This window comes from Streptomyces sp. 1222.5 (assembly GCF_900105245.1).
GTDB classification, from domain to species: domain Bacteria; phylum Actinomycetota; class Actinomycetes; order Streptomycetales; family Streptomycetaceae; genus Streptomyces; species Streptomyces albidocamelliae.
Genome location: NZ_FNSZ01000001.1, coordinates 7,366,145 through 7,392,961, shown reverse-complemented (window position 1 = coordinate 7,392,961; position 26,817 = coordinate 7,366,145). Strand labels below are relative to the sequence as shown.

Here is a 26,817-nt window from a genome sequence, read left to right as displayed (position 1 = left end):
CGAGGTGTCCCTCGTGACGGTGAGGGATCATGCGGGGCATGAGCAACGACCACACAGATGTCCAGGAGTTCTTCACCGCCCGGGCGGCCGGCTGGGACAGCAGGTTCCCCGACGACGGGCCCGCCTACGCCGCCGCGGTGACCGGCCTCGGGCTACGGGCCGGCGACCGCGTGCTCGACGCCGGCTGCGGTACCGGCCGGGCGCTGCCACCTCTGCGCTCTGCCGTGGGCCCCTCCGGTGTGGTACTGGGTGCAGATCTGACCCCGGCGATGCTGGCGGCCGCCACGCGGGCGGGCCGGGACCGGCACGGGCGGCTGCTGCTCGCCGACGTGGCCGCGCTGCCGCTGCGGGCGGGCGGACTGGACGCCGTCTTCGCGGCCGGCCTGATCGCACATCTTCCGCGCCCCGCGGACAACCTGCGGGAACTGGCCCGTGTGGTACGGCCGCGCGGCACGCTCGCGCTGTTCCACCCCATCGGCCGGGCCGCCCTGGCGGCCCGTCAGGGCCGGCGGATCACGCCCGACGACCTGCGGGACGAGGCGAACCTCGCTCCGCTCCTGTCCCGTTCGGGGTGGCGCATGACGTCGTACGTCGACGAAGACGCCCGTTTCCTCGCGCTCGCGGTACGCGAGGACTGAAAGCCCGTACGCGAGGACTGAGAGCCCGTGCGGGAGAACCGCCGGCTCGCGCGAGGGCCTGACGGCGCGTGCGCGCGGACCGGCGGCGGCCGGCCGGTCAGGCCGCCGCCGCGACGGCCGCCACGAAGGCATCGGGGTTGTCGAACATGACGTTGTGCCCCGCGCGGGGCACGGTCACCACGCGGACCCCGGCCGCCTCCAGGCCCTCTCTGTCCGCGAGTTCGCCGCTGCGTTCGCCCTGGAGGTAGACACGCTCGATCGCCAGTCCCTCCAGGAGGGTGCGCATCACCGGGTCCGAGCCCCGCCGCAGACCGACGGCGCTGCGGTGCAGGGCGCGCGGGTCGGCCAGTCGCATGGTGGCCGCCCACAGCGGCCCGACCGCCTTGAGCACGCGCGCGTAGGCCTTCTCGACGAACTCGTCCTCCTCATGGGCGGCGATGCCACTGCTGCCGGCCGACTGCGGCGGGAAGGCGTCGAGGTTCGCCTCCGTGAGCACCAGCCGGGAGGCGAGGTCGGGCCGTCGGTGCGCCAGCACGACGGCGACCGCGCCGCCCATGCTGTGCGCGATCAGCTCGGCGCCCCCGACTCCCGCCTCGTCCAGTGCCGCGGCGACCGCGTCCGCGTGCTCCTCCAGCGTGTAGCCGAAGTCCTGGGGCCGGTCACTGATGCCGTGCCCGGGCAGATCCACGAAGAGGCTTCGTCTGCCCGCGAGTTCCGGCCGGGTCGCGACGTGTGCGTGGTACACGGCTGACATCGCCCCGAGTCCGTGCAGGTACACCCGTGCCGGTTCCGCTCCGGGCACCTCGGTCCAACGGATACAGCTTCCCTGCCTGTCGAACGCCGCCTGCTTCACGAAGCCCCTCCCTGATGCCTTGTCGCCGTAGCGACTATACATCGGTACCGATGTATAGCGGAAAGAAAGTATTGATGTGCCGAGGTACAGCGCTCCGGGGGGGAGAATGCGGCCATGCTCGAACTCGCCATCCTCGGCTTCCTGTACGACGCACCGCTGCACGGATACGTCCTGCGCCGGCACATCGCGGCACTCACCGGCCATGTGCGACCGGTCGCCGAGAGCACGCTGTACCCGGCGATCAAGCGACTGGAGAAGGCCGGCCTGCTGGTGCGCAGCCCGGAGCCCGGTGCCGTGGCGGCGCCGCGCCATGTGCTGAGGCTGACCGAGGAGGGGGGTCGTGAGCTCAGGCGCCGGCTCGCCGAGCCCGGGCAGCGCGAGATCACGGACGAGAACCAGTGGTTCACCCTGCTCGCGTTCTTGCGACACCTGGAGGATCCCGCGGCGCAGGCCGCGGTGCTGCGAAGGCGGCTGGCCTTCCTGGAGGAACCGGCGAGCTTCTTCTACGAGGGCGACCGGCCGCTGCGCGCGGAGGAACTGGAGGATCCCTTCCGGCAGGGTGTCCTCACCATCGCGCGGGCCACGAGCCGGGCCGAACTCGCCTGGCTGCGCGACACCCTCGCGTCACTCGACCGGGCCGGTCGCTGAGGAGCCCCGGTCGCGCTCCGGCGGGACCGGGCGCCGCCGTGCCGATGATTCGAACGCGGTGCGGAGCCCGTGCCCACCGAGGTGCCGGCCGCCCCGTCCGGCCGGCGGGCGGCGAGAAGGTCGCGGCGCTTCATCGCGTCGCCCCTCTTCTGTCACCGGAGATCCAACTCTACGTTGAGGGGGACGAAATGAGATCGATGACGACCCCGTCATGGGGAGAGGTGGTTTCGCGTGTTCGACACGGTACGCAAATACGCCGCCAGACTTCGCACCTCCGCACCGGCCCGGGAGACGGGCGGCCGGGAGAAGCGCGCACACAATTTGTTCGAGGCCGCGGCCGTCTATGTGGCCGCCCGCGCGACGGACGACCAGGACCGGGTCGAGGAGGCGGCCGGGTGGGTGTCGCCAGAGGCGCTGTCGTTCGGCGTGAGCGAGCTGGCGTGCCGGGCCGTCGTCGTGCTGGCCCGGGAGCGCGCCGAGTCGCCGGCCGCCGTGGCCCGGGATCTCCTCGGGCTGCCGACGACCTGAGCAACCCGGACCTCCGTTACGGTCGTTTCGCCCCCGTCCAGGCGGAAACCTGCAGCTCCGAGCGGTGTGAGCAGTCGTGACAAGGGCCTTCTCCTCGCACTAGGGTGCGCGCCGACGGACGATTCATTGGGAGGCAGGGATGGCCGGGACGGACGAGGAGGCCGTCGCCGCCGCGGACGATGCGCTGTACGTGCTGACGGCGGTGTTGCTGACGCCGGCACAGTTTCCGAGCGTGCTGGGCGACGACTACCCGGAGGCGTGCGCGGCCCTGGGGCTGACGCCCCTCGCCGACGGGTACGGCCTGGTGCTGGGCCAGGACGGCGACGGTGCCCGCTGGACGGTCGTCATCGACGACGTCTCGCTGGTAGCCGTGGCGATCGCGTCCTGGGACTGCGGCATGGAGTACGACCTGTCGCCGGACGAACGCGCGGTCGTCACCGCCCTGCCGGGCTGGCCGCTGGCGGTCGCCGTGGCTGCGCCCGGCGTCCCCGCGCCCCACGACCCGCCGCCCGAGAGCGCGGACCGTCCCTCGCTGAGCCCGCCGGACACCAGCGTCTGGGGGCCCGCGCAGCGACGGCTCGGCGCCGACGAGATCGCGCTGCAGTGGGCCGCGTGGCGCGAGCAGATCAACGACGCCGAATTCGCCGTGCCGGGTGAGTCCGCAACGGAGGAACAGGCGGCCCCCGCGCAGCCGGCGGCGCCTTCACCGGCGGCCGGGGAGGACGGGCCGAAGGCCGGGCACCGGGGGATCCGGCGGGTGCTCGCGGAGGTGCGCTCCTACGTCGACTCACCCCCGCCGCTCGGCCGGGTGCGCTCCTCGTTCGCGCCGGGCGACGCGCGTACGCTGCGCGCCGACGGTCCGGGCTGGTCGATGGTGGCCCGCACCGACGACATCGCCTTCGTCCTGCTCGACGAGGAACCCGGCGAAGTCCTGCCGGTCGGGCGCGGTCCCGAGTTGCCCGGGCTGCTGGAGGCACTCGACAAGATGGCCGTACGGCCCATGTGAACCGAGCCCCGCGTGGGCCGACGGAGGCGAAGCGTCCGTCGGCCCACGCGGGGGGTGTGCCCGGGCCCAAGGGCCCGGGCGGCTGCACGCGGGCGCGCCGGCAGGGCGCTCCAGTGGACCGACGGGCGGCGAACCGACGCGGCGGTTCGCCGGTGCCTCAGCGGCCGAGTTCCTTCCGGCCGACCCGGCGCAGCCTGCGCCGCTGCGAGGGATCCAGCGCCAGGTAGGCGGCCACCGGAACCCCGACGACGATCAGGAACGATACCCACCAGGGCAGCCATATCAGCAGAATGAGTCCGACCGCCACACCACCCGCGGCGATCTTCGCGTTGTTGGACATGAGCGTCCCTCCTTCGCGGCCACTGCCGCTCTCTGCTCTGAGAACGGCCTCCCGCTCCCCGCGGTTCCGGACGGCGACCCTGAGACCTCCCTGGGGCGTCCCCTAATGGGCCGCCGACTCCGCTCCGGACCCCTGAGTGGCTCAGGTCACCTCGCCGAGCCGTCGGGAACCCCCTTGTCCGTGCTGTACCCTCGGCCACCCCGAGGCAAGTAGTCAAATTTGAGGAGTGCAGCAGAGCTGTGCGGAGAATCTCCACGGCACCATCCTCCGAACCGACCCCACTGACCCGACTGGCCGACTGTCGCGCCCTGTTCCTGCCCTCCGACCCCGCTCGTACCGGTCGGCTCGCCTTCTGGCAGGAGGACGGCGAAGAACTCCCCGCCGTCCCGGATGCCTCCGTGACAGACCTGGACGTCGTAGTGCCCTCGGCGGGTGGCGCCGTCGAGCAGATCCGTACGCCCGCGATCCTGTTGCCCGTGAGCGACGCGCTGCCGCTGCTCACCCGCGCGCGCGAGCTGCCGTACTGGCACCGGTCCCTCGCCTTCTGGAGCGCGGCCCGGCTGCTGGCCCTGCACTTCCTCGCACGCGGCCTGCTCCTGCCCGGTCTATCCCCCGGCGAACACGAGGCGTGGCGGATCGGGCCGTTGTCGGCGCGCGACGCGGAACTGGTCCGGGAACTCGCCGCGGCCATGCCCCCGGAGGCGCATGCCGTGCCTCTCCCGTCCGAAGGCCCGCTGCGGCTTCCGGATCCCGAGCGGCTGCTGCGCGCCTTTCTGGACGCGGTCGCCGACGCGCTGCCCCGCTCCCCGGCCGCGCCGACGGTGACCGGCGGCCCCGCGTACGCGGCGCCCGAACCGCAGCGGCTGCCCGCGCTGCGCGCGTGGGCGGACGGCATCGCCGCCGCCCACGACGCGGGAGTACGGCTGTCACTGCGGGTCGAGGCGTCCGGCCTCGACGACACGGCAGGACAGGACGACGCCCGGGTCCGCTTCCGCGCGGTGCTGCAGGTGCACGGCACCAGCGGGACGGCGGACGTCGTGGACGCCGCCGTCCTGTGGACCGGCACCGCCTCACCCGACGCTGAGGTTTCGCACGACGGATCTGCTTCCCCGGACGCGTTCGCTCCCCGCGCGCGTGCGGACGCGCTGCTGGCGCTGCGCCGAGCCGCCCGCGCCTGGCCGCCCCTGACACCGCTGCTCTCCGCCGCCGTTCCCGATGCGGTGGACCTCGCCGAGGACGAGATCACCGAACTCCTGGGCGCGGGCGCGTCGGCGCTGGCCTCGGTGGGGATCGACGTGCGCTGGCCGAAGGAGCTGGCGCACGGGCTCACCGTCCACGCCACGGTCGGACCGCCCGACGACGCTCCCCCTTCGGGGAACACCGCGGCGCCGCAATCGTTCGTCGCGGCCGACGGCAGGGTCGCGTTCAACTGGGCGTTCACGCTGGACGGGCGGGAGCTGTCCCGCGAGGAACTGGACCGGCTCGCCGAGGCCAAGCGTCCCCTGGTGCGGCTGCGGGACGGATGGGTGCTGGTCGACCCCCGCCAGGTTCGGCACGCCCGCACGCTCGAGAACCGCTCCCTCGCTCCCGTGGAAGCGCTGGCGGCCGCGCTGACGGGTTCCGCGCGGATCGACGGCCACGAGGTCGACGTGCGGCCCACCGGATGGCTGGACGGGCTCAAGGAGCGGCTGGAGGGCACCAGGACCGTGACCGCAGCCGTCGGGCAGCCTCACGGCCTGGCCGCCCGGTTGCGGGACTACCAGGTGCGCGGCCTGGACTGGCTGGCCCGTACGACCTCCCTCGGGCTGGGCTGCTGCCTCGCCGACGACATGGGTCTCGGCAAGACGATCACGCTGATCGCGCTGCATCTGCACCGGCAGACGGACAGCTCGACGGCCGGTCCCACGCTCGTCGTCTGTCCGGCGTCCCTGCTGGGCAACTGGCAGCGGGAGATCGAGCGTTTCGCCCCCGGCGTGCCGGTGCGCAGGTTCCACGGCCCCGCGCGCGACCTCGGCTCCGTGGCGGCCGGGGAGTTCGTGCTGACCACGTACGGCACGATGCGGCTGGACGCCGAACGGCTCGCGGACATCCCCTGGGGCATGGTGGTGGCCGACGAGGCTCAGCACGTGAAGAACCCGTACTCGGCGACCGCGCGGGCGCTGCGCTCCATCGGCGCACGCGCGCGTATCGCGCTCACCGGCACTCCGGTGGAGAACAACCTCACCGAGCTGTGGGCCATTCTCGACTGGACGACACCCGGCCTGCTCGGCCGCCTGGGCGCCTTCCGCGCGCGGTACGCGCAACCGGTCGAGACCGGCCGGGACCCCGCCGCCGCCGATCGGCTCGGGCGCCTCGTCCGGCCGTTCCTGCTGCGCCGGCGCAAGTCGGACCCCGGTATCGCCCCCGAGCTGCCTCCGAAGACGGAGACGGACCACCCGGTGACCCTGACCGGTGAACAGGCGGGCCTGTACGAGGCGTTGGTCCGTGAGACGCTGGCACGCATCGCGGCCGCCGACGACATGGCCCGCCGGGGCCTCATCGTCCAGTTGCTGACCGGCCTGAAGCAGATCTGCAACCACCCGGCCCAGTTCCTCAAGGAGGACCACTCACCGCGGCTCACCGGGCGTTCGGGAAAGCTGGAGCTGCTGGACGAACTGCTCGACACGATCCTCGCGGAGGGCTCGGGCATGCTCGTCTTCACGCAGTACGTGCGCATGGGCCGCCTCCTCCAACAGCACTTGTCCGCCCGCGGCGTGCCCTCGCTCTTCCTGCACGGCGGCACACCGGTCCTTGCGCGCGAGGAGATGGTGCGGCGCTTCCAGGACGGTGAGGTCCCGGTGTTCCTGCTGTCGCTCAAGGCCGCCGGGACGGGGCTGAACCTGACCCGCGCCGAGCATGTCGTGCACTACGACCGCTGGTGGAACCCGGCGGTCGAGGCACAGGCCACCGACCGGGCGTACCGCATCGGGCAGACCCGTCCCGTGCAGGTGCACCGGCTGATCGCCGAGGGAACCCTGGAGGACCGCATCGCGGAGATGCTCGGCCGGAAGCGGGAGCTGTCCGACGCCGTGCTCGGCACCGGCGAGGCCGCGCTCACCGAACTGACGGACGCGGACCTGGCCGCGCTGGTGGAACTGCGCGGGGAGGCACGATGAGCCGTTACGACGACGAACACGACGACGACCTGGTGCGCACGTTCGCCGCGGCGCCACCCGCACGCGGACAGGCTTTCACGCGGACGTGGTGGGGGCAGGCCTGGCTGCGGGCGCTGGAGGACGCGGCCATGGACCGGGCGGCCGTCAAGGCGGGGCGCCGGCTCGCGCGCGCGGGCGGGGTGGGCGCGGTGACCGTGCGGCCCGGCCGGGTGACCGCCGTCGTCCATGCCCCGGGAGGTGCGACACACCGGGCCGACGTGCTGGTGCCGGAGTTGTCCGCCGAGGAGTGGGGACGGTTTCTGGACCTGGCGGTGGAGCAGGCCGGGCACATGGCCGCGCTCCTCGACCGGGAGCTGCCGCCGCATTTGATCGAGGACGCGGCCGCGCACGGGATCGATCTCCTGCCGGGCCTCGGTGAGCTGGATCCGGAGTGCGAGTGCGGCACCTGGGACCACTGCGGGCACACGGCCGCGCTCTGCCACCAGGTGGCGCGGCTGCTGGACGAGGATCCGTTTCTGCTGCTGTTGCTGCGCGGGCGCGCGAAGGACACCTTCCTCGCGGAACTGCACGTGCGCGGCACGGCATCCCGGGCGGTGCCGCACGAGCCGGGCGCCGAGGGCGTCGACGCCGCGGAGGCGTGGGCGGCCGCGGACATCCTGCCCCGGCTCCCCGAACTGCCCGCACTGCCACCGGCACCGGGGACGCCACCAGCCTTGGACGCTGCACCGGAACCGGTCCCCGGTATCGAGTCGGCCGCGCTGGAACACCTGGCGGGCCGCACCGCCGTCGAGGCCTTCCGGCTGCTCGCGCGGGACCTGTCGGCCGGCCCGGGGTCGGGCGCCGGGACGACTGCCGCTCGGGACGCCGTACAGCTACGCCTGACGGCCGCTCAGGACGCCGTACGGCTGGCCTGCGGCACGCCGCCCGAGGCCGTGGCCGAGCGGCTCTCCACGGAGTCGGGGCGGGGCCGCCGGGGCCTCGCGGACGCTGTCCGTGCCTGGCAGGCCGGAGGCGCGCCCTGCCTGGCCGTACTCGACGAGGAATGGGCGGTGGACGGCGTGGCGCTGGCACGCGCGTGTGCCGGCCTGGAAGCGGCCTGGGAGCAGGACGAACGGCCACCACTGCACAGGAGCGGCAACCGGTGGACCCTGCCCGAGGAAGGAGTTCAGCTACGGCTCGGCAGGGACGGACGCTGGTGGCCGTACCGCGACGAGGACGGCCGCTGGGTCCCGGCGGGCGGAGCGGACCGTGATCCCGCGACGGCCCTGGCATCGGCTCGGCCGGGCGGTCCGGACGGCTCCTGACACCAGGTCACAACCTGTCCTGCGCGTGGTCGTTGCCGGATCCACATGATCCGATGAGCGGCGGACACCCGCTGTTCACGTGGCCGTCGTGCGGCGTTCCACCCGGGGCCCAAATCTGGCGGCTGTCAGCGAACTCGCCTTCAGGAGGCCCGATGTCCCCGCATACCGCCGGCCGAGGCCGCGTACACCGTTCCCTCGTCACGGGCCTGCCTCTCGCCCTGGCGGCTGCCCTCGTGGCCGCCGGGACGGCCACGGCGGCGCCGTCCGGGGACGCGCGCGTCGTCCGTACGGCGACGCTCGGGGAGATCCCGCTCGGCGCGTTCAGCAACGCGCTGCTGCCCGGCAGTGTGGGCGACGACCGCGGGGTGAAGCTGGGCGGCATCGGGAGCGACGTCTATCCGGCCGGCCGCAAGGGCGAGTACTGGACGGTGACCGACCGCGGCCCCAACGGTCAGATCAAGGTGGACGGCAAGAAGCGCCGCACGTTCCCGGTGCCGGGCTTCGACCCGGCCATCGTGAAGGTCCGGGTCTGCGGAGACACGGTCGAGGTCATCGACGCGATACCGCTGACCACCTCCTCCGGGAAGGCCGTGACCGGGCTGCCCAACCAGCAGAACCGAGACGAGGCGCCGTACACCTACGACGCCGGGACGCCGCTGTCGTACGACCCGAACGGTCTGGACACCGAGGGCATCGTGCGAGCGGCGGACGACAGCTTCTGGCTCGTCGACGAGTACGGCCCTTCGCTCGTGCACGTCTCCGCGCGTGGGAAGGTGCTCACCCGCTACGTGCCCGAGGGGCTGCACCTCTCGGGCACCGACTACCCGGTGGTGGAGGCGCTGCCGTCGATCCTGCTCCACCGCAAGATCAACCGCGGTTTCGAGGGGCTGGCCCAGCTTCCCGGCGGTGATCTGGTGCTGGCTCTGCAAAGCCCCCTTTCGCTGCCGGACACGGACGCCGGGGCCGCCTCGCGCTCCACCCGTCTGCTGCGCTTCTCGCCCAGGAAGAAGGCGGTCACCGCCGAGTACGCCTACCGGTTCGACCCGGTGAACGTGGTCGACCCGAGCGAGGACGACACGTCCGAGCTGAAGATCTCCTCCGGGGTGGCGGTGGGCGGCAACCGGCTTCTCGTCGAGGAGCGCACCGACAAGGCGGCGCGGCTGCAGCTGGTCGAGCTGGGCCGCAGGTCGGACATCCTCGGTGGCCCCTGGGACGACGACACGACGTCCCCGTCGCTCGAGCAGCTGGACGACCCGGCGGCTCAGGGTGTGCCCGTCCTCGCCAAGCGCCTGGTGGTGGACCTGGGCAAGGTCGCCGGGGTGCCGGGGAAGATCGAGGGCATCGCGCGCGTGGACCGCGACACGCTCGCTCTCGTCAACGACAACGACTTCGGGATGACCGACGGCGCGGGCGCGTTCGACGCCCAGGGCCGCCTGGTCGACAGCGGCATCCGGACGACCGTGACCTACGTGCGGCTGCCCAAGGGGCTGTGACGCGAGCCTGGCCACAGGGCGAGCCGTCCGGCCCGCAGCAGCAGGGGGCCGGGCGGCAGGCCGGCCGAAGGGGCGGGGAGAGCAGCACACTTGTGCCGCTCTCCCCGCCCCTTCACGCACGCGCGCGTGATTCAGCCGCGCGCGCCGAGCAGGTGGTCCATCGCGAGCTGGTCGAGGCGCTCGAAGGCCATGCCCCGCGCCGCGGCCGCCTCGACGTCGAAGTCCTCGAAGGCCGCACGGTCGGCGAGCAGGGCCTGCAGGCCGTCGGCGGCGGTCGGCCGGGCGAGTTCGTCCAGGCGCGCGGCGCGCAGCGCCTCCTGCACCTCGGGGTCCGCGCGGAAGGCGGCCGCACGCTCCTTGAGGATCAGGTAGTTGCGCATGCAGCCCGCCGCCGAGGCCCACACGCCGTCGAGGTCCTCGGTCCGCGGCGGCTTGAAGTCGAAGTGCCGGGGTCCCGCGTAGCCGGCGCTCTCCAGGAGGTCGACGAGCCAGAAGGCGGCGCGCAGGTCGCCGGCGCCGAAGCGCAGGTCCTGGTCGTACTTGATGCCGGACTGGCCGTTGAGGTCGATGTGGAAGAGCTTGTCCGCCCACAGGGCCTGCGCGATGCCGTGCGGGAAGTTCAGGCCGGCCATCTGCTCGTGGCCGACCTCCGGGTTGACGCCGTACAGCTCGGGGCGCTCCAGGCGCTCGATGAAGGCCAGGGCGTGGCCGACGGTGGGCAGCAGGATGTCGCCGCGCGGCTCGTTCGGCTTCGGTTCGATGGCGAAGCGGAGGTCGTAGCCCTGGTCGGTGACGTACTCGCCGAGCAGGTCGAAGGCCTCCTTCATGCGGTCCAGGGCGGCACGCACGTCCTTGGCCGCGCCCGACTCGGCGCCCTCGCGGCCGCCCCAGGCGACGTAGGTGCTCGCGCCCAGCTCGGCGGCCAGGTCGATGTTGCGGATCGTCTTGCGCAGGGCGTACCGGCGCACGTCACGGTCGTTGGCGGTGAACGCGCCGTCCTTGAAGACCGGGTGCGTGAACAGGTTCGTGGTGGCCATCGGGACGGTCATGCCGGTCGCGTCCAGAGCCTGCCGGAACCGCTTGACGTGCGACTCGCGCTCGGCCTCGGAGGAGCCGAAGGGGATCAGGTCGTCGTCGTGGAAGGTCACCCCGTGGGCGCCCAGCTCCGCCAGGCGCCGCACCGTCTCGACCGGGTCGAGGGCGCGGCGGGTGGCGTCGCCGAACGGGTCCCTCCCCTGCCAGCCGACGGTCCACAGACCGAAGGTGAACCTGTCCTCGGGGGTGGGCTGATAGCTCATCGCCTCGGCTCCTTGCTGCTAGAACTATTTCGTCATGGCCGTTTACAAATTAGTATGCGGGCGCAGTGCGGGAAGACACAAGATGCGTATCCCGCAGAGCCGCGAAAGAGGAGAGCCCGATGTCAGCAGCCGAGGGTCCGCTCGTCGTCGGCGTGGACACATCCACCCAGTCCACGAAGGCGCTGGTCGTCGACGCGGCCACCGGGCAGGTGGTGGCGAGCGGTCAGGCGCCGCACACCGTGTCCTCCGGCGCCGGACGGGAGAGCGATCCGCGCCAGTGGTGGGGCGCCCTCCGCGAGGCGTTGCACCAGTGCGGCGACGCGGCGCACGAGGCGGCGGCGGTGTCCGTCGGCGGCCAGCAGCACGGCCTGGTCACCCTGGACGAGCACGGCGACCCGGTGCGTCCGGCGCTGCTGTGGAACGACGTCCGCTCGGCACCGCAGGGCCGCCGGCTGGTGGACGAGCTGGGCGGCCCGAAGGCCTGGGCCGAGCGCACCGGCAGCGTGCCGGGAGCGTCGTTCACGGTCACGAAGTGGGCCTGGCTGGCCGAACACGAGCCGGAGGCGGTACGCGCGACGAGGGCGGTACGACTCCCCCACGACTATCTGACCGAGCGCCTGACCGGGCTGGGCACCACCGACCGCGGTGACGTCTCCGGTACGGGCTGGTGGGCTTCGGGCACGGAGGAGTACGACGAGGAAACCCTCGCTCATGTGGGTCTGGACCCGGCGCTGCTGCCGCGTGTGGTGCGTCCGGGCGAGGTGGTCGGCACCGTGCGCGACACGCATGACCTGCCGTTCTCCAAGGGCACGCTGGTGGCGCCCGGCACCGGCGACAACGCCGCGGCGGCACTGGGTCTCGGTCTGCGGCCGGGGACGGCGGTGCTCAGTCTCGGCACCTCCGGCACGGTGTACGCGGTCTCCCGGCACCGTCCGGGCGACCCGACCGGGACGGTGGCGGGCTTCGCCGACGCGCGCGGGGACTGGCTGCCGCTGGCCTGCACGCTGAACTGCACGCTCGCCGTGGACCGCGTCGCGGCCCTGCTGGGGCTGGACCGGGAGGCCGTGGAGCCGGGGGGTTCGGTGACCCTGCTGCCGTACCTGGACGGCGAGCGCACCCCGAACCTGCCGAACGCCTCCGGCCTGCTGCACGGGCTGCGCCACGACACGAGCGCCGGCCAACTGCTGCAGGCCGCGTACGACGGCGCTGTGCACGCGCTGCTCGGGGCCCTGGACCTGGTTCTCGACGAGGATGCCGACCGCGGCACCCCGCTGCTGCTGATCGGTGGCGGTGCCCGGGGCACGGCCTGGCAGCAGACCGTACGCCGCCTGTCGGGGCGGCCCGTGCAGGTCCCGGAGGCCAGGGAACTGGTCGCCCTGGGGGCCGCGGCACAGGCGGCGGGGCTGCTCACCGGCGAGGATCCCGCGGCCGTGGCCCGCCGGTGGAACACGGCAGCCGGACCGGTCCTGGAGGCCGTGGAACAGGACATGGAGACGCTGGAGCGGATCACCGGGGTACTCTCCGACGCATCCCCGCTGCTGGAGCGGGGGACCGAAGCCCGGCCCCGCACACAGGGCCGAGCGGCAGACACCGAGGATTGACACAGGCATGACCACGCCGCCGCACGAGGGCCGCCCCGCGGGCAGCGGCCGTGCCCTGCCGGACACCCAGCAGGGGATGCGCCGGCGCAACCTCGCCCGGGTGATGCATGCCGTCAGCGCCCAGGGACCGCTGTCGCGGGCGGCGGTCGCCTCGCACATCGGCCTGACCAGGGCGGCGGTGTCGACCCTGGTGGACGACCTGATCCGCTGGGGACTGCTGGAGGAACTGGGGCCCGAACGCCCGGGCCGGGTGGGCCGGCCCGGTTCGGCACTCGCGGTGAACGGCCGAGGTCCGGCCGGGATCGGGGCGGAGATAGGCGTCGATCATCTGGCGGTGTGCGCGGTGGACCTGCGCGGCACGGTCCGCGCGCGCGGCGTGCGGTACGGCGCCAACCGGGGCCGTCGGCCCGGTCCGGTGATCGAGGAGCTGACGGACCTGGTCCGCGAGGTGGTCGCGGACGCCGAGCGGGAGGACCTCCGGCCCGCCGGGCTCGCCGTCGCCGTCCCCGGGCTGGTGGCGCGGGACGGACGGACGGTCGTGCGCGCTCCGAACCTGGACTGGCACGACACGGACCTCGGCGCCCTGCTGCCCGCGGCAGGACCACTGACGGTCGACAACGAGGCGAACTTCGGCGCCCTCGCCGAACTGTGGCTCGGCGAGGGTGTCGCCTCCCAGGACTTCCTGCACGTGTCGGCCGAGATCGGTATCGGTGCCGCCGTGGTCGTGGACGGCGGGTTGCTGCGCGGCACCCGGGGGTTCGCGGGCGAGCTGGGCCATGTGCCCGTGCGGCCGGACGGGCCGCCCTGCCCCTGCGGAGGCCGCGGATGCCTGGAGCAGTACGCGGGCGAGGAGGCCGTCCTGCGCGCGGCCGGACTGGAACCGGGCGAGGACCTGGTCGGGCTGCTCGCGGAGCGGGCCGCGGCGGGCGACGAGCGCGTTCGGGAGGCTCTGCGGGACGCCGGAACGGCACTCGGCATAGCCCTGACCGGGGCGGTGAATCTGCTCGACCCCGAGACGGTGGTCCTGGGCGGCGCCCTAGCCGGTCTCTCGCCGTGGCTGCTGCCGTCGCTGGAGAACGAGCTGGCCGACCGCACGGCGGGCCCCGCCTGCCCCGTCGCCGTGTCCCGGCTGGGCTCGGAGGGTCCGTTGCTGGGCGCCGCGCACTCCGTCGTCCGGGCGGTACTGGACGACCCGGCGGCGGTGGCGGAACGGTCCTGAGGTCGATCGCCTGACGACCGCGAGCCCCACGGCTCCCTGCCCCGGAACCGCCGTGAAGCCGTTGGGAGGGCGGTTCCGTCGTGAACCGCCCGGCGCCTGACGTAACGTCACTGCACGCGGTAACGCTCCGTCAATATTACTATCGACAGCTCCGATTGATCCGAACGGGTGGCCGAGTTGTCCACAGGTGGCGCGTTGTCCACGGAACCGCGCCGCCTTCCTCTGCCCAACCCGGCGGCGCCGTACCGTGATTCGCACGAGCCGCACCTGCCGGGCCGTCACAGCCGCGGGACGCTCGCGGACACCGAGAGAAATCACCGGCGACGGACGACGGCGCGCGCACACGGATCGGGGGACACATGTACGGAGAGACGACCGGGACACGGCGGCGCGAGGCCATGGGCCCGGCCCGCTCCATGGCACTTCGCGCGTCGCACGAGGTGAATCGGCAGGGAGTCACCCGGCCCCTCCCGGCCGGGTGCGCACGCCCGCCGGCACACGGGTTCCGCATATCGCGGTCCGCCCCGGTGCGGTGACCGGAGCGCGAGCACGGACTCCGTGAGCCGGGGGCATGTCGATGCGCGGCGCGAGCACCGCGCGGCTGACGCCTCCCCCCCACCGCCCGAAGCCCCCTTGACCACCCGAAGCCCCCTTGTCCACCTGAGGCGATCCGCGGACGGCCCCCCGTGGCGCTGCCCGGACGACCCAGCCTTGGCACTCCCCCGGCAGCCCCTTGGCACTCCCCCAGCAGAACGCCCCAGACGGCACCCGTGACCGTCCGCAGCACTCCCGGAGCACCGGCGGCCCCCACCTCTCGCCGGTCCACCCCGACTTCCGAAAGGCCCCACCATGGACATGGAGCGACCGAATCGGCGTCTGAGCAGGCGGCGGTTCCTCAAGGGCGCGGCGCTGTCCGCCGTCCCCTACGCACTGCTCCCCGACCCACGTGCCGGCGCGCAGACCCAGGTCGTGGACTACCCGTCCGCCGAGTGGCACGCGGCCAGCACCTCCAACTACACGCCGTCCGAACGCCCCGGCAGCTACGCCATCGACCGTGTGGTCATCCACGTCACGCAGGAGACGTACGCCGACACCCTGTCGATCTTCCGGAACCCGCAGAAGAAGGTGTCCGCGCACTACCTGGTCCGGTCGTCGGACGGACGCGTCGCGCAGTGCGTGCACGAGGCGGACATCGCCTGGCACGCGGGCAACTGGGACTACAACACCCGCAGCATCGGCATCGAGCACGAGGGCTGGGTGGACCGGCCCGAGTACTTCACCGATGCCCTCTACGCGCAGTCCGCGAAGCTCACCGCGGCGATCTGCGAGACGCACGGGATCCCCAAGGACAGGGAACACATCATCGGCCATTACCAGGTGCCGGGGACCGACCACACCGATCCCGGCCCTTTCTGGGACTGGGTGCGGTACATCAGAATGGTCAATTTCGCCTAGCGCACGTCCTGCCTGTTGTCCGCGTGAACACGGTGCGTGACGATGGTCCCAGCCGCAGTACCGCTCTTCGACCCTCCGGGGAGGCCGAGTTGACCGATGCGTGGGTGGCCCTGGAACCGGGGGCCGACCCCGTCGAACGTGTCCGTGTGCTGCGCCGTGCACACGAGACGTTCACCACGGCGGGCACGGTCGCGCGCCCGGTGCGGTCGGTGGTCGCGGAGTCCTGGCGGCGCAGCGCACGCGCCGGCGTCGGACCGGACGGCGCGGCCAGCGTGGAGCTGACCGACGGGGACCTGGGCGCCTACCGGGCGGAGCATCCGCTGGCCCGGGTGATGCCCCTCTTCCGGGAGTTGCTGGGCACGTTCGCCGCGGACGGCGAGCATCTGCTGGCGGTGTGCGACACGCACGGCAGGCTGCTGTGGGTCGAGGGGCACCGGGCGACCCGGCGCAGGGCGGACGGGATGAACTTCGTGCCGGGGGCACGCTGGTCCGAGACCGCGGTCGGCACCAACGCGCCGGGCACCGCGGTCGCCGTGGACCGGCCGGTACAGGTGTTCGCCGCGGAGCACTTCATACGCAGGGTGCAGCCGTGGACGTGCGCTGCGGCGCCGGTGCACGATCCGCGCACCGGCCGGGTGCTGGGCGCTGTGGACATCACCGGCGGGGACGGGCTCGCGCATCCGCACAGCCTCGGCTTCGTGCAGGCGGTGGCCCGGGCCGCCGAGGCGCAGCTCGCGCTGCTGACGCCACCGCGGCCCGCTGAGGACACGCCACTGCTCGGCGCGCTGGGCCGGGACGAGGCCGAACTGGTTCTGGACGGGCGGCGGATCAGACTGAGCCGCAGGCACAGCGAGATCCTGGTGCTGCTGTCCCGGCATCCGGAGGGGCTGAGCGGTGACGAGCTGCTCTGCGCCCTCTACGCGGACGAGTCGGTGACGCCGGTGACCGTCCGCGCCGAACTGGCGAGGCTGCGCCGGTTGCTGGGCCCGGGTCTGCTCGCCTCGCGGCCCTACCGGCTCACGGCGGCGGTGGAGTCGGACGCCACCGCGGTGGAGCGGCGGCTGGGGGCGGGGGCGGTCACGGCGGCGGCGGAGGCGTACAGCGGTCCGCTGCTGCCCGGCTCGCAGGCGCCGGCGATCGTGCGGCTGCGGGACCGGCTCGCCGACGGGCTGCGCACGGCCCTTGTGGCGCACGGTGACCCGGACCTGCTGGCGGACTGGGCGCACGCGCCGTGGGGCGAGGACGACGTGGAGGTGTGGCGGGCGCTGACCGCGGTGCGTCCCACGGCTCCGGTCCGGGCGCGACTGGCCGCGCTGGAGGCGGAACTGACGGCCCCGGGCGGCAGGGCGGTGGCACGGACCATCGGCGCAACGTAGTTGCAACGTCCGCCTGCCTAGCCTCGCGCCGAGAGCTGCCCAACGGCGGGCAGCGCTGCAAGGGAGGCAGACCAGCATGACTCGTTACGCGGCGCCGGGCACCGAGGGCGCGATCGTCTCCTACCAGGCGCGCTACGACCACTTCATCGGCGGAGAGTACGTGCCGCCGGCGCGTGGGCAGTACTTCGAGAACCCGTCGCCGGTCAACGGGCAGCCGTTCACGGAGATCGCGCGCGGCACCGCGGAGGACGTCGAGCGGGCACTGGACGCGGCGCACGAGGCCGCTCCCGGATGGGGCCGTACGTCGGTGACGGAGCGTTCCGACATCCTGCTGAAGATCGCCGACCGCATGGAGGCGAACCTGGAGCGCCTGGCGGTGGCCGAGAGCTGGGAGAACGGCAAGCCGGTGCGGGAGACGCTGGCGGCCGACATCCCGCTCGCGATCGACCACTTCCGCTACTTCGCGGGGGCGGTCCGGTCGCAGGAGGGCTCGCTCGGCGAGATCGACGACGACATGGTGGCGTACCACTTCCACGAGCCGCTGGGCGTGGTCGCGCAGATCATCCCGTGGAACTTCCCGATCCTGATGGCGGCGTGGAAGCTCGCGCCTGCGCTCGCCGCGGGCAACGCCGTCATCCTGAAGCCCGCCGAGCAGACCCCGGCCTCCATCCACTACTGGGTGAGCCTCATCGCCGATCTGCTGCCGCCGGGCGTGCTCAACATCGTCAACGGTTTCGGTGCGGAGGCGGGCAAGCCGCTGGCGTCCAGTCCGCGGGTCGCGAAGATCGCGTTCACCGGGGAGACCACGACAGGGCGGCTGATCATGCAGTACGCCTCGGAGAACATCAAGCCGGTAACGCTGGAGCTCGGCGGCAAGTCGCCGAACATCTTCTTCGACGACGTGTGGGCGCACGACGACGACTTCCGAGACAAGGCGCTGGAAGGCTTCACGATGTTCGCGCTCAACCAGGGCGAGGTGTGCACCTGTCCGTCGCGGGCGCTGATCCAGCGCGGTCACTACTCGGAGTTCCTGGAGGCGGCGGTCGAACGGACCCGGCGGATCAAGACGGGGCACCCGCTCGACACCGACACGATGATCGGCGCCCAGGCCTCCAACGACCAGTTGGAGAAGATCCTCTCCTATCTGGACATCGGCCGTCAGGAGGGCGCCCGGGTGCTCACCGGCGGGGAGCGCATCGAGCACGACGGTGAGCTGAAGGGCGGGTACTACGTCCAGCCGACCATCTTCGAGGGCGACAACCGCATGCGCGTCTTCCAGGAGGAGATCTTCGGCCCGGTCGTCTCGGTGGCCGCCTTCGACGACTTCGACGACGCCATCAAGATCGCCAACGACACGCTGTACGGCCTCGGCGCGGGCGTGTGGACGCGGGACATCAACACCGCCTACCGCGCGGGCCGCTCGATCCAGGCGGGCCGCGTGTGGACCAACTGCTACCACGCCTACCCGGCGCACGCGGCCTTCGGCGGCTACAAGCAGTCCGGCATCGGCCGCGAGACCCACAAGATGATGCTGGACCACTACCAGCAGACGAAGAACATTCTTTGCTCTTACAGCCCTCAGAAACTCGGCTTCTTCTAGAGCCTGAAGTCGGGTTGCTTGGAGGCATCGTTGCGCTCCAGGCAACCCGACGTGAAAGATACCCAGTGTAATCAATTGAGTTCTTAAAGCTACCATCTGGCATCCAAGGGAGTTCCCGCGGGACCAGCCACGGACCAAAGAGCTCCGAAGGACACACCCTACGAGCCGCCCGCTCACGAGCTCAGCGATCCGTCGATACCCGTAAGCAGCGCCGAACCGTCGGCAGCACTGGGAGAGCTCTTCGACCTGATGGCCGCCCTGAACGAGTCCGTATCGCGAGTGAAGGCTCCTCGCGGCGGGAGCGGCCTGCCGAAGACCACGAAGAGGACAGCCCGGAAAGGGCCGGGCAAAGAGGCCGCCGCGAGGAAGCCCGCCCCAAGCTCCTGAGGTGAACAAGGCCGTTGTCAGTGCCTCGTACGATCCTCACCCCGGAAGCGGGCACTTCAGAAGGAGGCTGGGTGGCGACGGGACGTCCGCGGAAGGATCCACGCGATCCGGTGCTGATTCTGCGGGATGCCGGGCTCGAACCACTGGAGCCCTATCCAGGAAGTGACAAGCCCTGGCGCTGCCGCCATGAAGCGTGCGGGAGAGAAGTGTCGCCGCGGTTAGGCAACATTGCCGCGGGGGCCGGCAGGGCGGCTGCCGGTACTGCTCAGGCACGGCTCCGAATTCCTCCGGAGGAGGCGGTGGCGTTGATGCGCTCGGCCGGCCTGGAACCGCTGGAGCCGTATCCCGGGGCGACATCCCCTTGGCGCTGCCGGCACGTGCCGTGCGGTCGGGAGGTCAAGTCGCGCTACTCGTACATCAAACGCGGAGGGGGACCGTGCCGATGGTGCGCGCCGAACGCGCCGGTCGATCCGGACCAGGCCGCCGCGCTCATGAGGTCGGCGGGTCTGGAACCACTGGAGCCATATCCCGGGACCGACATCCCCTGGCGGTGCCGCTGCACAACCTGCGGCACGATCGGGACACCCACTCATGGGTCGGTCAAGGGCGGACAAGGGGGCTGCGGCCCGTGCGGGCGCAAGAACGCCGGGCAGGGCATCAACCGGGCATGGTCGCGTCGCCGCGAACTGCCCCGCACGGACGGCGACCGGGCCGCAATTGAGGCGGAGGACTTCGACCTCGAGCCGCTGGAGTCCTACCCGGGACCGAGCGGACTGTGGCACTGCCGCCACGTCGCGTGCGGCCGAGACGTCGAGATCAGGTTGAGTAACCTCAGGCGCGGCCTTCGGGCATGCCCGTACTGCCCTCCCTCCCCGGGTGGCCGACGCCGCTGGCCCGCGGACGAAGCCGAGGCCCTCATGCGTGCTGCCGACCTGGAACCGCTCGAACCGTACGCCGGGCGTCGTGACAAGGCGTGGCGGTGTCTCTGCAACGGCTGTGGGCGTGAGACGTCACCGAGTCTGGGCGGCATTCTGGCGGGCCAGGGCGGCTGTCGGCACTGTGCCGACGAGAGGGCGGCAGCGGGTAGAAAGACCGACCCGGACATCGCGGTGGCTGCCATGCGCGCGGCTGGGCTGGAGCCGCTGGAGCCCTATGCCACCTCGGTGACTGCGTAGCGGTGTCGTTGCGCAGCCTGCGGCAACGAGGTCTCCCCGACGCTCATGAAAATCCGTGCTGGTGGAGGATGCAAGTTCTGTGCCACCCACGGCATCGACCTGGCAGGACCGTCGAAGGTCTACATGATCAGCCACCAGGAGTGGAAAGCCGTCAAGATCGGGATCGGTGCCTGCACCGGCTACACCTCTCGCCTCATCCAACACGAACGCCAGGGTTGGCAACTGCATCAGGCCCGTGAATACACCACCGGCGCGGCCGCCTACGACGTCGAGCAGGCCGTGCTGGGCCGCCTGCGTCAAGCCGGACTCATTCCTTTCCTCACGAGCGACGTCATGCCGAATGGCTGGACCGAGACCTGCTCGGCAGCCCGCGTCACGGCGGCTGAGGTCTGGGCCATGGTCGATGAGGAAACACGGAGCGCGGAGGAACCCTATGCGCCCCGAGTTGGCGGCCGACCATGTGCTGCGGTCCTCATCGACGCGGAGGCCGCAGCCGCTGAGATGCGGGCTTGCGGATACGAGCCACTCGTGCCATATCCCGGCCGCACCAACGCGACTTGGCCCTCGCGCTGCACGACCTGCGGGCACGAGGGGCGTCCTACGTTCAACGCCGTCCGTAACGCGGGCCAGCGCTGTCGCGTCTGCCGGGCAAAGGAGACCCAGGCGAAACGCGCCGCCACAAACGCGCCGAAGGCCCAAGAAACCATGCGCACCGCCGGACTCGAACCGCTGGAAGCCTACCCGGGCAGCCAAACGCCGTGCCGGTGCCGCTGCACCACATGCGGTCGCGAAACCAGCCCCACCTACTCCAACGTCAACAGCGGTTCGAAGGGCTGCCGGTTCTGTGCCCGCAACTCGGCAACCGACGAGCGTGCGTCCGCCGAAGTGCGAGCGGCCGGGTTCGAGCCGCTTGAGCCGTACCCCGGCCGTACCACGGACCGTTGGCGCTGCCGCTGTTCCTGCGGAAACGAGGTCATGACGCGCCTGTCATCCGTCCGGTCGGGAACCACCGGCTGCAAGAAGTGCCCCCGATCCGGTGGCCGAACCGATCCCGCGGCAGCCGCCGCGGAGGCACGCGCCGCCGGGTTCGAGCCGTTGGAGCCCTATCCGGGGAAGACCACCGACCGGTGGCGCTGCCGCTGCAGGTGCAGCACGGCCATCACCCTGACCCTGACCAGCATCAAAGGAGGCCGTACCGCGTGCGGAACGTGCTCCCGAGGCGCGACGCGATAACCGTCGGTCACGATGCACGCCGCCACTGCACCCAGTAGTCGAGCAAGCCCGGGTTCCGTCGTACGAACCTTCTTTAGGAGATCGCTGCCACCCGACGGCATCCTCGGTATCGGCCCCCTTTGAAGATGCGTTCGGCGGATCATGAGCGCTTCGGCGTCCCACTCCGAAGCCGATCTCCAGCACAGTTTCGCCCTCGCTGTAGGCGAGGTCGCACCGGAGGTCAGGTGCCGTCTCGAGATTCCGATGCGCGGAAGCAACGCCTCGGAGTACCTGGACCTACTATGCCTGGGGCCGGCGAGCCGTACGGCAATCGAGTTCAAGTACGTGACCCGGCAGTGGTCGGGTACAGCAGGGACGCCTCCCGAGGAATACGCCTTGCGCGGACACAACGCCCCGGACGTCGCACGTAGGGACTTCCTGCGGGACGTAGCAAGGCTGGAACGCTTCTGCGACCGCGAGGACCAGAACGGGCTGGCCCTGCTCATCACAAACGAGGCGGCCCTGTGGCGCCCCAGGCAACGCAGGATGCCCACCAGGGACGAGGAGTTCCGGGACCGTACGGTCCAACGATGCGGACACCACGAAGGGCATCCGCTGTCCTGTATCGACCGCGACCACGGCCTTGATCCTTCCCGTGTGGTCGGGCGGGGAGGTGAATACCCTCGTTCCCGTGTCTGGATCCCAGAGGCTCACAGGCTCCCCGTCAGCGCCGCCGAGCGCCAGCAGCGTTCCGAAACCCGGAAAGGGGTAGGGCCCGAGAGAGGCCGCCGACCGCTGGATGCGTGCTGCCTTGTCCTCCTCGCCAGTGAGCGCGTTGTAGATGCGCACGCTGCGTGTCGTGCTCGAAGTTGCGGCGAGCCGGGGCTGGCCTTGCCGGTCGAGGTATAGGACGAGCGCGACCACGCCCCTGCCCTGCCCGTGCAAAGGCGGGTGAGGTCGTGTACCACCAGCAGACGAAGACCTGCTGGCGTCGTACTCCCCGAAGAAGCTCGGCTTCTTCTAGACGCAGGAAAAGGGCGCCTGACCAGGTAAGATGTCCGGCAGGCACCCTTCGCAGCACACGGCTAAGCGGCGAGTCGAGATGCGCCTCCACCCCCGATATCTCCCACTGGTATCCCAGCTGTGACCAGCAGTTCGGGGGCATTTACGGGCCAGGGTCCCGCTCAGTCGCCCTCCGCGTAGCCCATCGGATTGGCCTGGTTGCCCTCGATCACTCGATCATCAGCGCGATCTGGCACATGCTCACCGAGAACATCGCCTACCACGAGCTGGGCGGCACCTACTTTGCCCAGCGCGACCCCGAACGCGCCACCCGTCGCGCGATCAACGCGCTCAAGCAGCTCGGCTACACCGTCACCCTCAACCCGCTGCAAGGCGCGGCCTGACCGGCGAGAGCCAGGACACCCGGCGACCGCCACGGCCACCGGGCACTCGGACCTGCCCACCCCCACCTGACCTGCTCCTATTTACGCGTCAGGCGTGTGCAGTTGTGTCGGCCTTGCCTGGTCCTCATCAGTTGGTTCCTGTCCTTGTGGTCCCTGCGTGGTCCCTTTCGCCCGCTGAGAGGCCTGCCAAAACGGATTCCTGCGGATCGACTCCCTCAGCGTACGGGCGGCAACGGGATCCGGCGTCGGCGAACCTGCGCGGTGCCCTGGCCGGGGCAAGGCCCCCGCCAGGGCACCGGATGCGCAGAGGGCGCACCGTCATTCGATGAGGGCCGCTTCGAAGGAGCCCCCGAGGTAACGGTCCCGGCTGTCGCGCCGTTGCAGCTTGCCGGTCGTCGTGAGCGGCAGCGTCCCCGGCTTGAGGAGGACGACATCGTGTACCTGGATGCGGTGTCCGGCATGGACCGCGCGCCTGATCTCCTGCTTGATCTCCTGGGCGGTCACATGATCACCGGTCTCGCCTCCGGCTGCCGTCGTCGTCTCGGCGAGCACGATGAGCCGTTCGTGTGCGCCGTCGTCGACCGACACCGCGCAAGTACCGAACTCGCGGACTGCCGGGTGGCTGGCCTCAACGGTGGCCTCGATGTCCTGCGGGTAGTGGTTGGCACCGGCGATGATGATGACATCCTTTGCCCGGCCGGTGATGAACAGCTCCCCGTTCTGCACAAATCCGAGGTCACCAGTACGGAGAAACCGCTCCCCCGGCTGATCGGGAATGGACCCCCTGAAGGTCTCGGCAGTCTCCTTGGGAGCGTTCAGATACTCCGTTGCGACGCTCGGGCCGGATACGAAGATCTCACCCACCTCGTCCTCCCCGCAGGGCTTGCCTGTCTCCGGGTCCACGGTTATAGCCGTGCTCAACGGATGGATCGGGCCGCAGCCGACCAACTCCCGGCTGTCCTGTGCCGACGCGGCTGGGCGCACCTTTCCGGCGGCGAGCGACTCGGGGTCCAGCCGCAGGACTTCCGGGGCCTGGCCGACCGGCACGGCCGTGACCATCACTGTCGCCTCGGCGAGGCCGTACGCGGGGGACAGCGCCTCGCGCCGGAAGCCGGCCTCCGCGAATGCCGCGCTGAAGCGGTCGAGCGTATCGGAGCGGACTGGCTCACCTCCGACCAGCGCCATCTCCCAGCGGCTGAGGTCGAGTTCCCGGCGCTGTGCGTCCGTCACCCGGCGGACGCACAGGTCGTAGGCGAAGTTCGGCGCGCAGCTGTCCGCGCGTCCGAGCCGGGAGATGGCCCGCAGCCACGTGAGCGGACGCTGCACGAAGGTCATCGTCGGCAGCAGGGTGGCATCCCGGCCGGAGAAGAGGGGGTCGAGGACATTGCAGATGAGGCCCATGTTGTGGTGCGGCGGCAGCCACGACACCGACGACGGTCGGGGCAGCCCGGCGTCGTCGGCAGACCGACGCGTATTGTCGTATATCAAGGACAGATTGTTCAGCACATTGCCATGAGTGATCGCGACGCCTTTCGGCACACCGGTCGATCCCGAGGAGTACTGCAGATAGGCGACCATCTCAGCGGTGGCCACCGGTGGGGTCCACTCCCGGGCCAGGTCCAGGGGTACCTCGTCGGTCGCCACCCGGTTGAGTTGGGCGAGCCCGTCGGTGTCGGTGAGGACGTGCTCCGCGGCGGCAAGCATGGGACCGGTCGACAGGAACAGCGAGGGCTCGGAACTCGCGGCGATCGACTCCACCCGGGTCCATTTGGCATTGCTCCGCGTCCCGTCGAGCGGAGCCACCGGCACCGGGATCAGACCGCCATAGATGCAGCCCAGGAAGGCGACGTGGAAGTCCAGTCCCGGCGGGTAACTCAGCAGCGCGCGTGCGCGCGCGGCAGGAACCTGCTGTCGCAGCGTCACGGCGACCGCCCGCGCCCGGCGGTCGAGTTCGGCCAGGGTCAGTGATTCTGATTCCTCGACACCGTCGCCCAGGAACACAAAGTTCTTCCGGTCGGGCTCGGCTGCCGCACGAGTGCGGCACAAGTCGACCAGCGTCGACACTGCGCCGTGCTCGCCGGCCACCGCCTCGGGCAGTCGGACACCGTGCTCGGGATTGGTTCGCATATGACCACTCCAAACGGAGGAAGAGGCAGAAGGCGGTGGACAGTTCGCGCGCCCCCTGCATGGAGCGAGGTTCAGACTGTTGCGAATGCCCGCGCCCGGTACCTGGACCGGCACTGTGCGCGCTGCAACTTGCCGCTGGTGGTGAACGGCAGCGCACCGGCCTTGACCAGGAGGACGTCGTCGGCCCGGAGGCCGTGCCCGGCGAAGACGGCCTCCCGGACGGCTTCTTCGACCTCATCGGCCGTGTGGGTCGCGCGGGGACCTGGCGGAGTGTCCGGGACGGGGCCGGTCGTGACGCGGTACCGGCTGTTGATCTCAGCCAGGACGACGAGGCGTGTGCGTCCGCCGTCCTCGGCGGTGAAGGCGCAGCAGCACCCCTCTCGTATGGCGGGGTGGCTTGCTGCCGCGGTCGCCTCGATGTCGTACGGGTAGTGCTGCATGCCCTCCACGACGATGAGGTCGTCCACACGGCAGGTGACGAAGAGCTGACCGCCGTCCAGGAAGCCCAGGCTGCCGGTGCGCAGGAACCGGCGGCCCTCGTGGCCGCGCACGGTGGCGTTGCACGTACGCGCTGTCTCCTTCGGGGCGTTCCAGTACGCGGCACCGATACTCGGTCCGGACGCCAGGATCTCCCCCGTCTCGTCCGGGGCGCACGGTTCGCCGGTGGCCGGATCCACCACCGCGATGGTCATGGACGGGTGCACCTGGCCCAGGCCGACCAGCCGGCGCACCTCGTCCTCGGGACCGGCTCGCTGCACCTTGCCTTTCGCCAGCGCCACCGCGTCGAACCGGCGGATCACCGGTTCGGGCTCCACCGGCCCGCCGCTGAGCATGACAGTGGACTCGGCGATGCCGTAACTCGGGAAGAACGCCTCGCGGCGGAAGCCGGCCCGGGCGAACATGGCACTGAACTGGTCGATCATCTCTGCACGCACCGGCTCGTCGCCGACCACCGCGATCCGCCAGGCGCTGAGATCGAGGGAACGCACCTGCTCCTCGGAGACGCGCCGCAGGCACAACTCGTACCCGAAACCGGGTGCTGAACTGATGCCCGCCCCGCGTTCCGATATCGCTCGGAGCCAGTTGACCGGATGCTGGGTGAACGCCGAGGGCGGCATCATTACGGCGTCGTACCCGACGTAGATCGGCTGCAGGACCCCGGTGATCAGTCCCATGTCGTGGAACACGGGCAGCCAGGACACAACAGGCGGCAGCCGGTCGAAGTCGTCCGTGGCCCGGGTACCGTTGGCCAAGATCAACGAGAGGTTGTGCAGAACGTTGCCATGGGTGAGCTCCACACCCCGGGGCGGACCGGTCGTGCCGGAGGTGTACTGCAGGTACGCGATCGTGTCCGGGCCGATGCCGGGGGCATTCCAGCCATACGCGTCCGTCTCACTGATCTCGTCGGTCGCCACAGAGGTCGGCCGGCGTGGTGTGGAGATGTCCTTCAGCAACGCGTCGACACGGTTCAGCCTTGACCCGCTCGACAGCAGCACATCCGGTTGGCAGCTGTTGACGATTGCCCGGAAGCGCGCATACCGGTCGTCGACACCGACGCGCAGCACCGGAGGAGCCGGCACCGCGATCAGGCCGGCATACAGGCAGCCGAAGAAGGCCGACACGAAGTCCAGGCCGGGCGGGTAACTCAGCACGGCGCGGGCGCCCTGCGGGGCTTGCCTGCTCAGACGCGCCGCGATTGCCCTTGCCCGGGCGTCCAGTTGGGCGAGGGTGAGCGAGTCGGACTCTTCGAGGCCGTTCTCCAGGAAGGCGAACATCCGTCGATCCGGCTCCCTGGACGCGCGATACCTGCAGAGCTCGACCAAGGTCGTCGGCTCCAGTCGGGATTCTGTGACGGCATCCTCTGACATCGTGGTCCTCCTGTTCGACTCGGCCATTGGCATTTCCCCTGCCATTTCCCCACTGAGCCGCCGGGACTTGGTTACGTATTCAGCCATTGCTGTACGTGTGCGTCTTGGTGGTTTCCGCTCGAAGAGAT

Annotated in this window: 19 protein-coding genes; 14 read left to right on the top strand and 5 right to left on the bottom strand. The window is 71.2% G+C overall.

Going from position 1 to position 26,817, the window contains the following annotated elements; all coding sequences use genetic code 11:
- The first annotated feature begins 38 nt into the window (after window positions 1-38).
- The gene (locus tag BLW57_RS33525) at window positions 39-638 is read left to right on the top strand and encodes a class I SAM-dependent methyltransferase (protein WP_093479467.1); all 600 of its coding nucleotides are present in this window, start codon (window positions 39-41) and stop codon (window positions 636-638) included.
- A gap of 97 nt (window positions 639-735) precedes the next feature.
- Here the strand turns inward: BLW57_RS33525 and BLW57_RS33520 are convergent, their stop codons facing one another.
- Window positions 736-1,491, bottom strand: a complete 756-nt coding sequence (locus BLW57_RS33520; protein ID WP_093479466.1) for an alpha/beta fold hydrolase — start codon at window positions 1,489-1,491, stop codon at window positions 736-738.
- 114 nt (window positions 1,492-1,605) lie between these two features.
- On the opposite strand from BLW57_RS33520, the gene BLW57_RS33515 reads away from it, so the two are divergent.
- From BLW57_RS33515 to BLW57_RS33505, 3 genes are all read left to right on the top strand, one after another.
- Window positions 1,606-2,139: a PadR family transcriptional regulator gene (locus BLW57_RS33515; protein ID WP_093479465.1), complete on the top strand. Its 534-nt coding sequence runs from the start codon at window positions 1,606-1,608 to the stop codon at window positions 2,137-2,139.
- A 231-nt stretch (window positions 2,140-2,370) separates the two neighbouring features.
- A complete protein-coding gene (locus BLW57_RS33510; protein WP_093479464.1) occupies window positions 2,371-2,667 on the top strand; it encodes a hypothetical protein in 297 nt (98 codons plus the stop codon).
- Window positions 2,668-2,806: 139 nt separating this feature from the next.
- Window positions 2,807-3,673, top strand: coding sequence for a hypothetical protein (locus tag BLW57_RS33505; RefSeq protein WP_093479463.1), 867 nt, complete (start codon window positions 2,807-2,809; stop codon window positions 3,671-3,673).
- Between the two features lie 157 nt (window positions 3,674-3,830).
- On the opposite strand, the gene BLW57_RS33500 is transcribed toward BLW57_RS33505, so the two are convergent.
- Entirely contained in the window at window positions 3,831-4,013 is a 183-nt protein-coding gene (locus BLW57_RS33500) for a hypothetical protein (protein WP_073894937.1), read from the bottom strand.
- 248 nt (window positions 4,014-4,261) lie between these two features.
- Between BLW57_RS33500 and BLW57_RS33495 the strand changes: the two genes are divergently transcribed.
- The 3 genes from BLW57_RS33495 (at window position 4,262) to BLW57_RS33485 (ending at window position 9,965) form a co-directional block, all read left to right on the top strand.
- Entirely contained in the window at window positions 4,262-7,168 is a 2,907-nt protein-coding gene (locus tag BLW57_RS33495) for a DEAD/DEAH box helicase (protein ID WP_093481013.1), read from the top strand.
- Complete coding sequence (locus tag BLW57_RS33490) at window positions 7,165-8,472, top strand: SWF or SNF family helicase (RefSeq protein ID WP_093479462.1); 1,308 nt, start codon at window positions 7,165-7,167, stop codon at window positions 8,470-8,472. Before BLW57_RS33495 ends, BLW57_RS33490 begins: the two co-directional genes overlap by 4 nt.
- A 152-nt stretch (window positions 8,473-8,624) precedes the next feature.
- Window positions 8,625-9,965 (top strand): esterase-like activity of phytase family protein, encoded by a 1,341-nt coding sequence (locus BLW57_RS33485; protein WP_093479461.1) that lies wholly within the window; start codon window positions 8,625-8,627, stop codon window positions 9,963-9,965.
- Between the two features lie 131 nt (window positions 9,966-10,096).
- Here BLW57_RS33485 and xylA read toward each other — a convergent pair whose 3' ends face one another.
- Window positions 10,097-11,263: a xylose isomerase gene (xylA, locus tag BLW57_RS33480; RefSeq protein ID WP_093479460.1), complete on the bottom strand. Its 1,167-nt coding sequence runs from the start codon at window positions 11,261-11,263 to the stop codon at window positions 10,097-10,099.
- A 119-nt stretch (window positions 11,264-11,382) separates the two neighbouring features.
- Here xylA and xylB point away from each other — a divergent pair, with 119 nt between their 5' ends.
- From xylB to BLW57_RS41595, 7 genes are all read left to right on the top strand, one after another.
- Window positions 11,383-12,864 (top strand): xylulokinase, encoded by a 1,482-nt coding sequence (xylB, locus tag BLW57_RS33475; protein WP_093479459.1) that lies wholly within the window; start codon window positions 11,383-11,385, stop codon window positions 12,862-12,864.
- A 7-nt stretch (window positions 12,865-12,871) separates the two neighbouring features.
- Window positions 12,872-14,083 carry an ROK family transcriptional regulator gene (locus BLW57_RS33470; protein WP_093479458.1) on the top strand — a complete coding sequence of 404 codons (1,212 nt, stop codon included), beginning with the start codon at window positions 12,872-12,874 and terminating at the stop codon, window positions 14,081-14,083.
- A gap of 849 nt (window positions 14,084-14,932) precedes the next feature.
- Entirely contained in the window at window positions 14,933-15,538 is a 606-nt protein-coding gene (locus BLW57_RS33465; protein WP_093479457.1) for an N-acetylmuramoyl-L-alanine amidase, read from the top strand.
- An 89-nt stretch (window positions 15,539-15,627) separates the two neighbouring features.
- Window positions 15,628-16,914, top strand: coding sequence for a GAF domain-containing protein (locus BLW57_RS33460; protein ID WP_093479456.1), 1,287 nt, complete (start codon window positions 15,628-15,630; stop codon window positions 16,912-16,914).
- Between the two features lie 76 nt (window positions 16,915-16,990).
- Window positions 16,991-18,514, top strand: coding sequence for an acetaldehyde dehydrogenase ExaC (locus BLW57_RS33455; RefSeq protein WP_093479455.1), 1,524 nt, complete (start codon window positions 16,991-16,993; stop codon window positions 18,512-18,514).
- A 1,607-nt stretch (window positions 18,515-20,121) separates the two neighbouring features.
- The gene (locus BLW57_RS42600; protein WP_256339646.1) at window positions 20,122-21,309 is read left to right on the top strand and encodes a hypothetical protein; all 1,188 of its coding nucleotides are present in this window, start codon (window positions 20,122-20,124) and stop codon (window positions 21,307-21,309) included.
- 1,238 nt (window positions 21,310-22,547) lie between these two features.
- Window positions 22,548-22,694 (top strand): hypothetical protein, encoded by a 147-nt coding sequence (locus BLW57_RS41595; protein WP_176985818.1) that lies wholly within the window; start codon window positions 22,548-22,550, stop codon window positions 22,692-22,694.
- Window positions 22,695-23,012: 318 nt separating this feature from the next.
- Here the strand turns inward: BLW57_RS41595 and BLW57_RS33440 are convergent, their stop codons facing one another.
- Together BLW57_RS33440 and BLW57_RS33435 are read right to left on the bottom strand one after the other, a co-directional pair.
- The gene (locus tag BLW57_RS33440; RefSeq protein ID WP_093479453.1) at window positions 23,013-24,821 is read right to left on the bottom strand and encodes a fatty acyl-AMP ligase; all 1,809 of its coding nucleotides are present in this window, start codon (window positions 24,819-24,821) and stop codon (window positions 23,013-23,015) included.
- A gap of 71 nt (window positions 24,822-24,892) precedes the next feature.
- Window positions 24,893-26,689, bottom strand: a complete 1,797-nt coding sequence (locus tag BLW57_RS33435; RefSeq protein WP_256339644.1) for a fatty acyl-AMP ligase — start codon at window positions 26,687-26,689, stop codon at window positions 24,893-24,895.
- Window positions 26,690-26,817: the final 128 nt, after the last annotated feature.

Coding starts and splice junctions, on each gene's coding strand:
- BLW57_RS33525 (WP_093479467.1), top strand. CDS start 39: ATGAGCAACGACCACACAGATGTCCAGGAGTTCTTCACCGCCCGGGCG.
- BLW57_RS33515 (WP_093479465.1), top strand. CDS start 1,606: ATGCTCGAACTCGCCATCCTCGGCTTCCTGTACGACGCACCGCTGCAC.
- BLW57_RS33505 (WP_093479463.1), top strand. CDS start 2,807: ATGGCCGGGACGGACGAGGAGGCCGTCGCCGCCGCGGACGATGCGCTG.
- BLW57_RS33500 (WP_073894937.1), bottom strand. CDS start 4,013: ATGTCCAACAACGCGAAGATCGCCGCGGGTGGTGTGGCGGTCGGACTC.
- BLW57_RS33490 (WP_093479462.1), top strand. CDS start 7,165: ATGAGCCGTTACGACGACGAACACGACGACGACCTGGTGCGCACGTTC.
- BLW57_RS33485 (WP_093479461.1), top strand. CDS start 8,625: ATGTCCCCGCATACCGCCGGCCGAGGCCGCGTACACCGTTCCCTCGTC.
- xylA (WP_093479460.1), bottom strand. CDS start 11,263: ATGAGCTATCAGCCCACCCCCGAGGACAGGTTCACCTTCGGTCTGTGG.
- xylB (WP_093479459.1), top strand. CDS start 11,383: ATGTCAGCAGCCGAGGGTCCGCTCGTCGTCGGCGTGGACACATCCACC.
- BLW57_RS33470 (WP_093479458.1), top strand. CDS start 12,872: ATGACCACGCCGCCGCACGAGGGCCGCCCCGCGGGCAGCGGCCGTGCC.
- BLW57_RS33465 (WP_093479457.1), top strand. CDS start 14,933: ATGGACATGGAGCGACCGAATCGGCGTCTGAGCAGGCGGCGGTTCCTC.
- BLW57_RS33455 (WP_093479455.1), top strand. CDS start 16,991: ATGACTCGTTACGCGGCGCCGGGCACCGAGGGCGCGATCGTCTCCTAC.
- BLW57_RS42600 (WP_256339646.1), top strand. CDS start 20,122: ATGAAAATCCGTGCTGGTGGAGGATGCAAGTTCTGTGCCACCCACGGC.
- BLW57_RS41595 (WP_176985818.1), top strand. CDS start 22,548: ATGCTCACCGAGAACATCGCCTACCACGAGCTGGGCGGCACCTACTTT.
- BLW57_RS33440 (WP_093479453.1), bottom strand. CDS start 24,821: ATGCGAACCAATCCCGAGCACGGTGTCCGACTGCCCGAGGCGGTGGCC.
- BLW57_RS33435 (WP_256339644.1), bottom strand. CDS start 26,689: ATGTCAGAGGATGCCGTCACAGAATCCCGACTGGAGCCGACGACCTTG.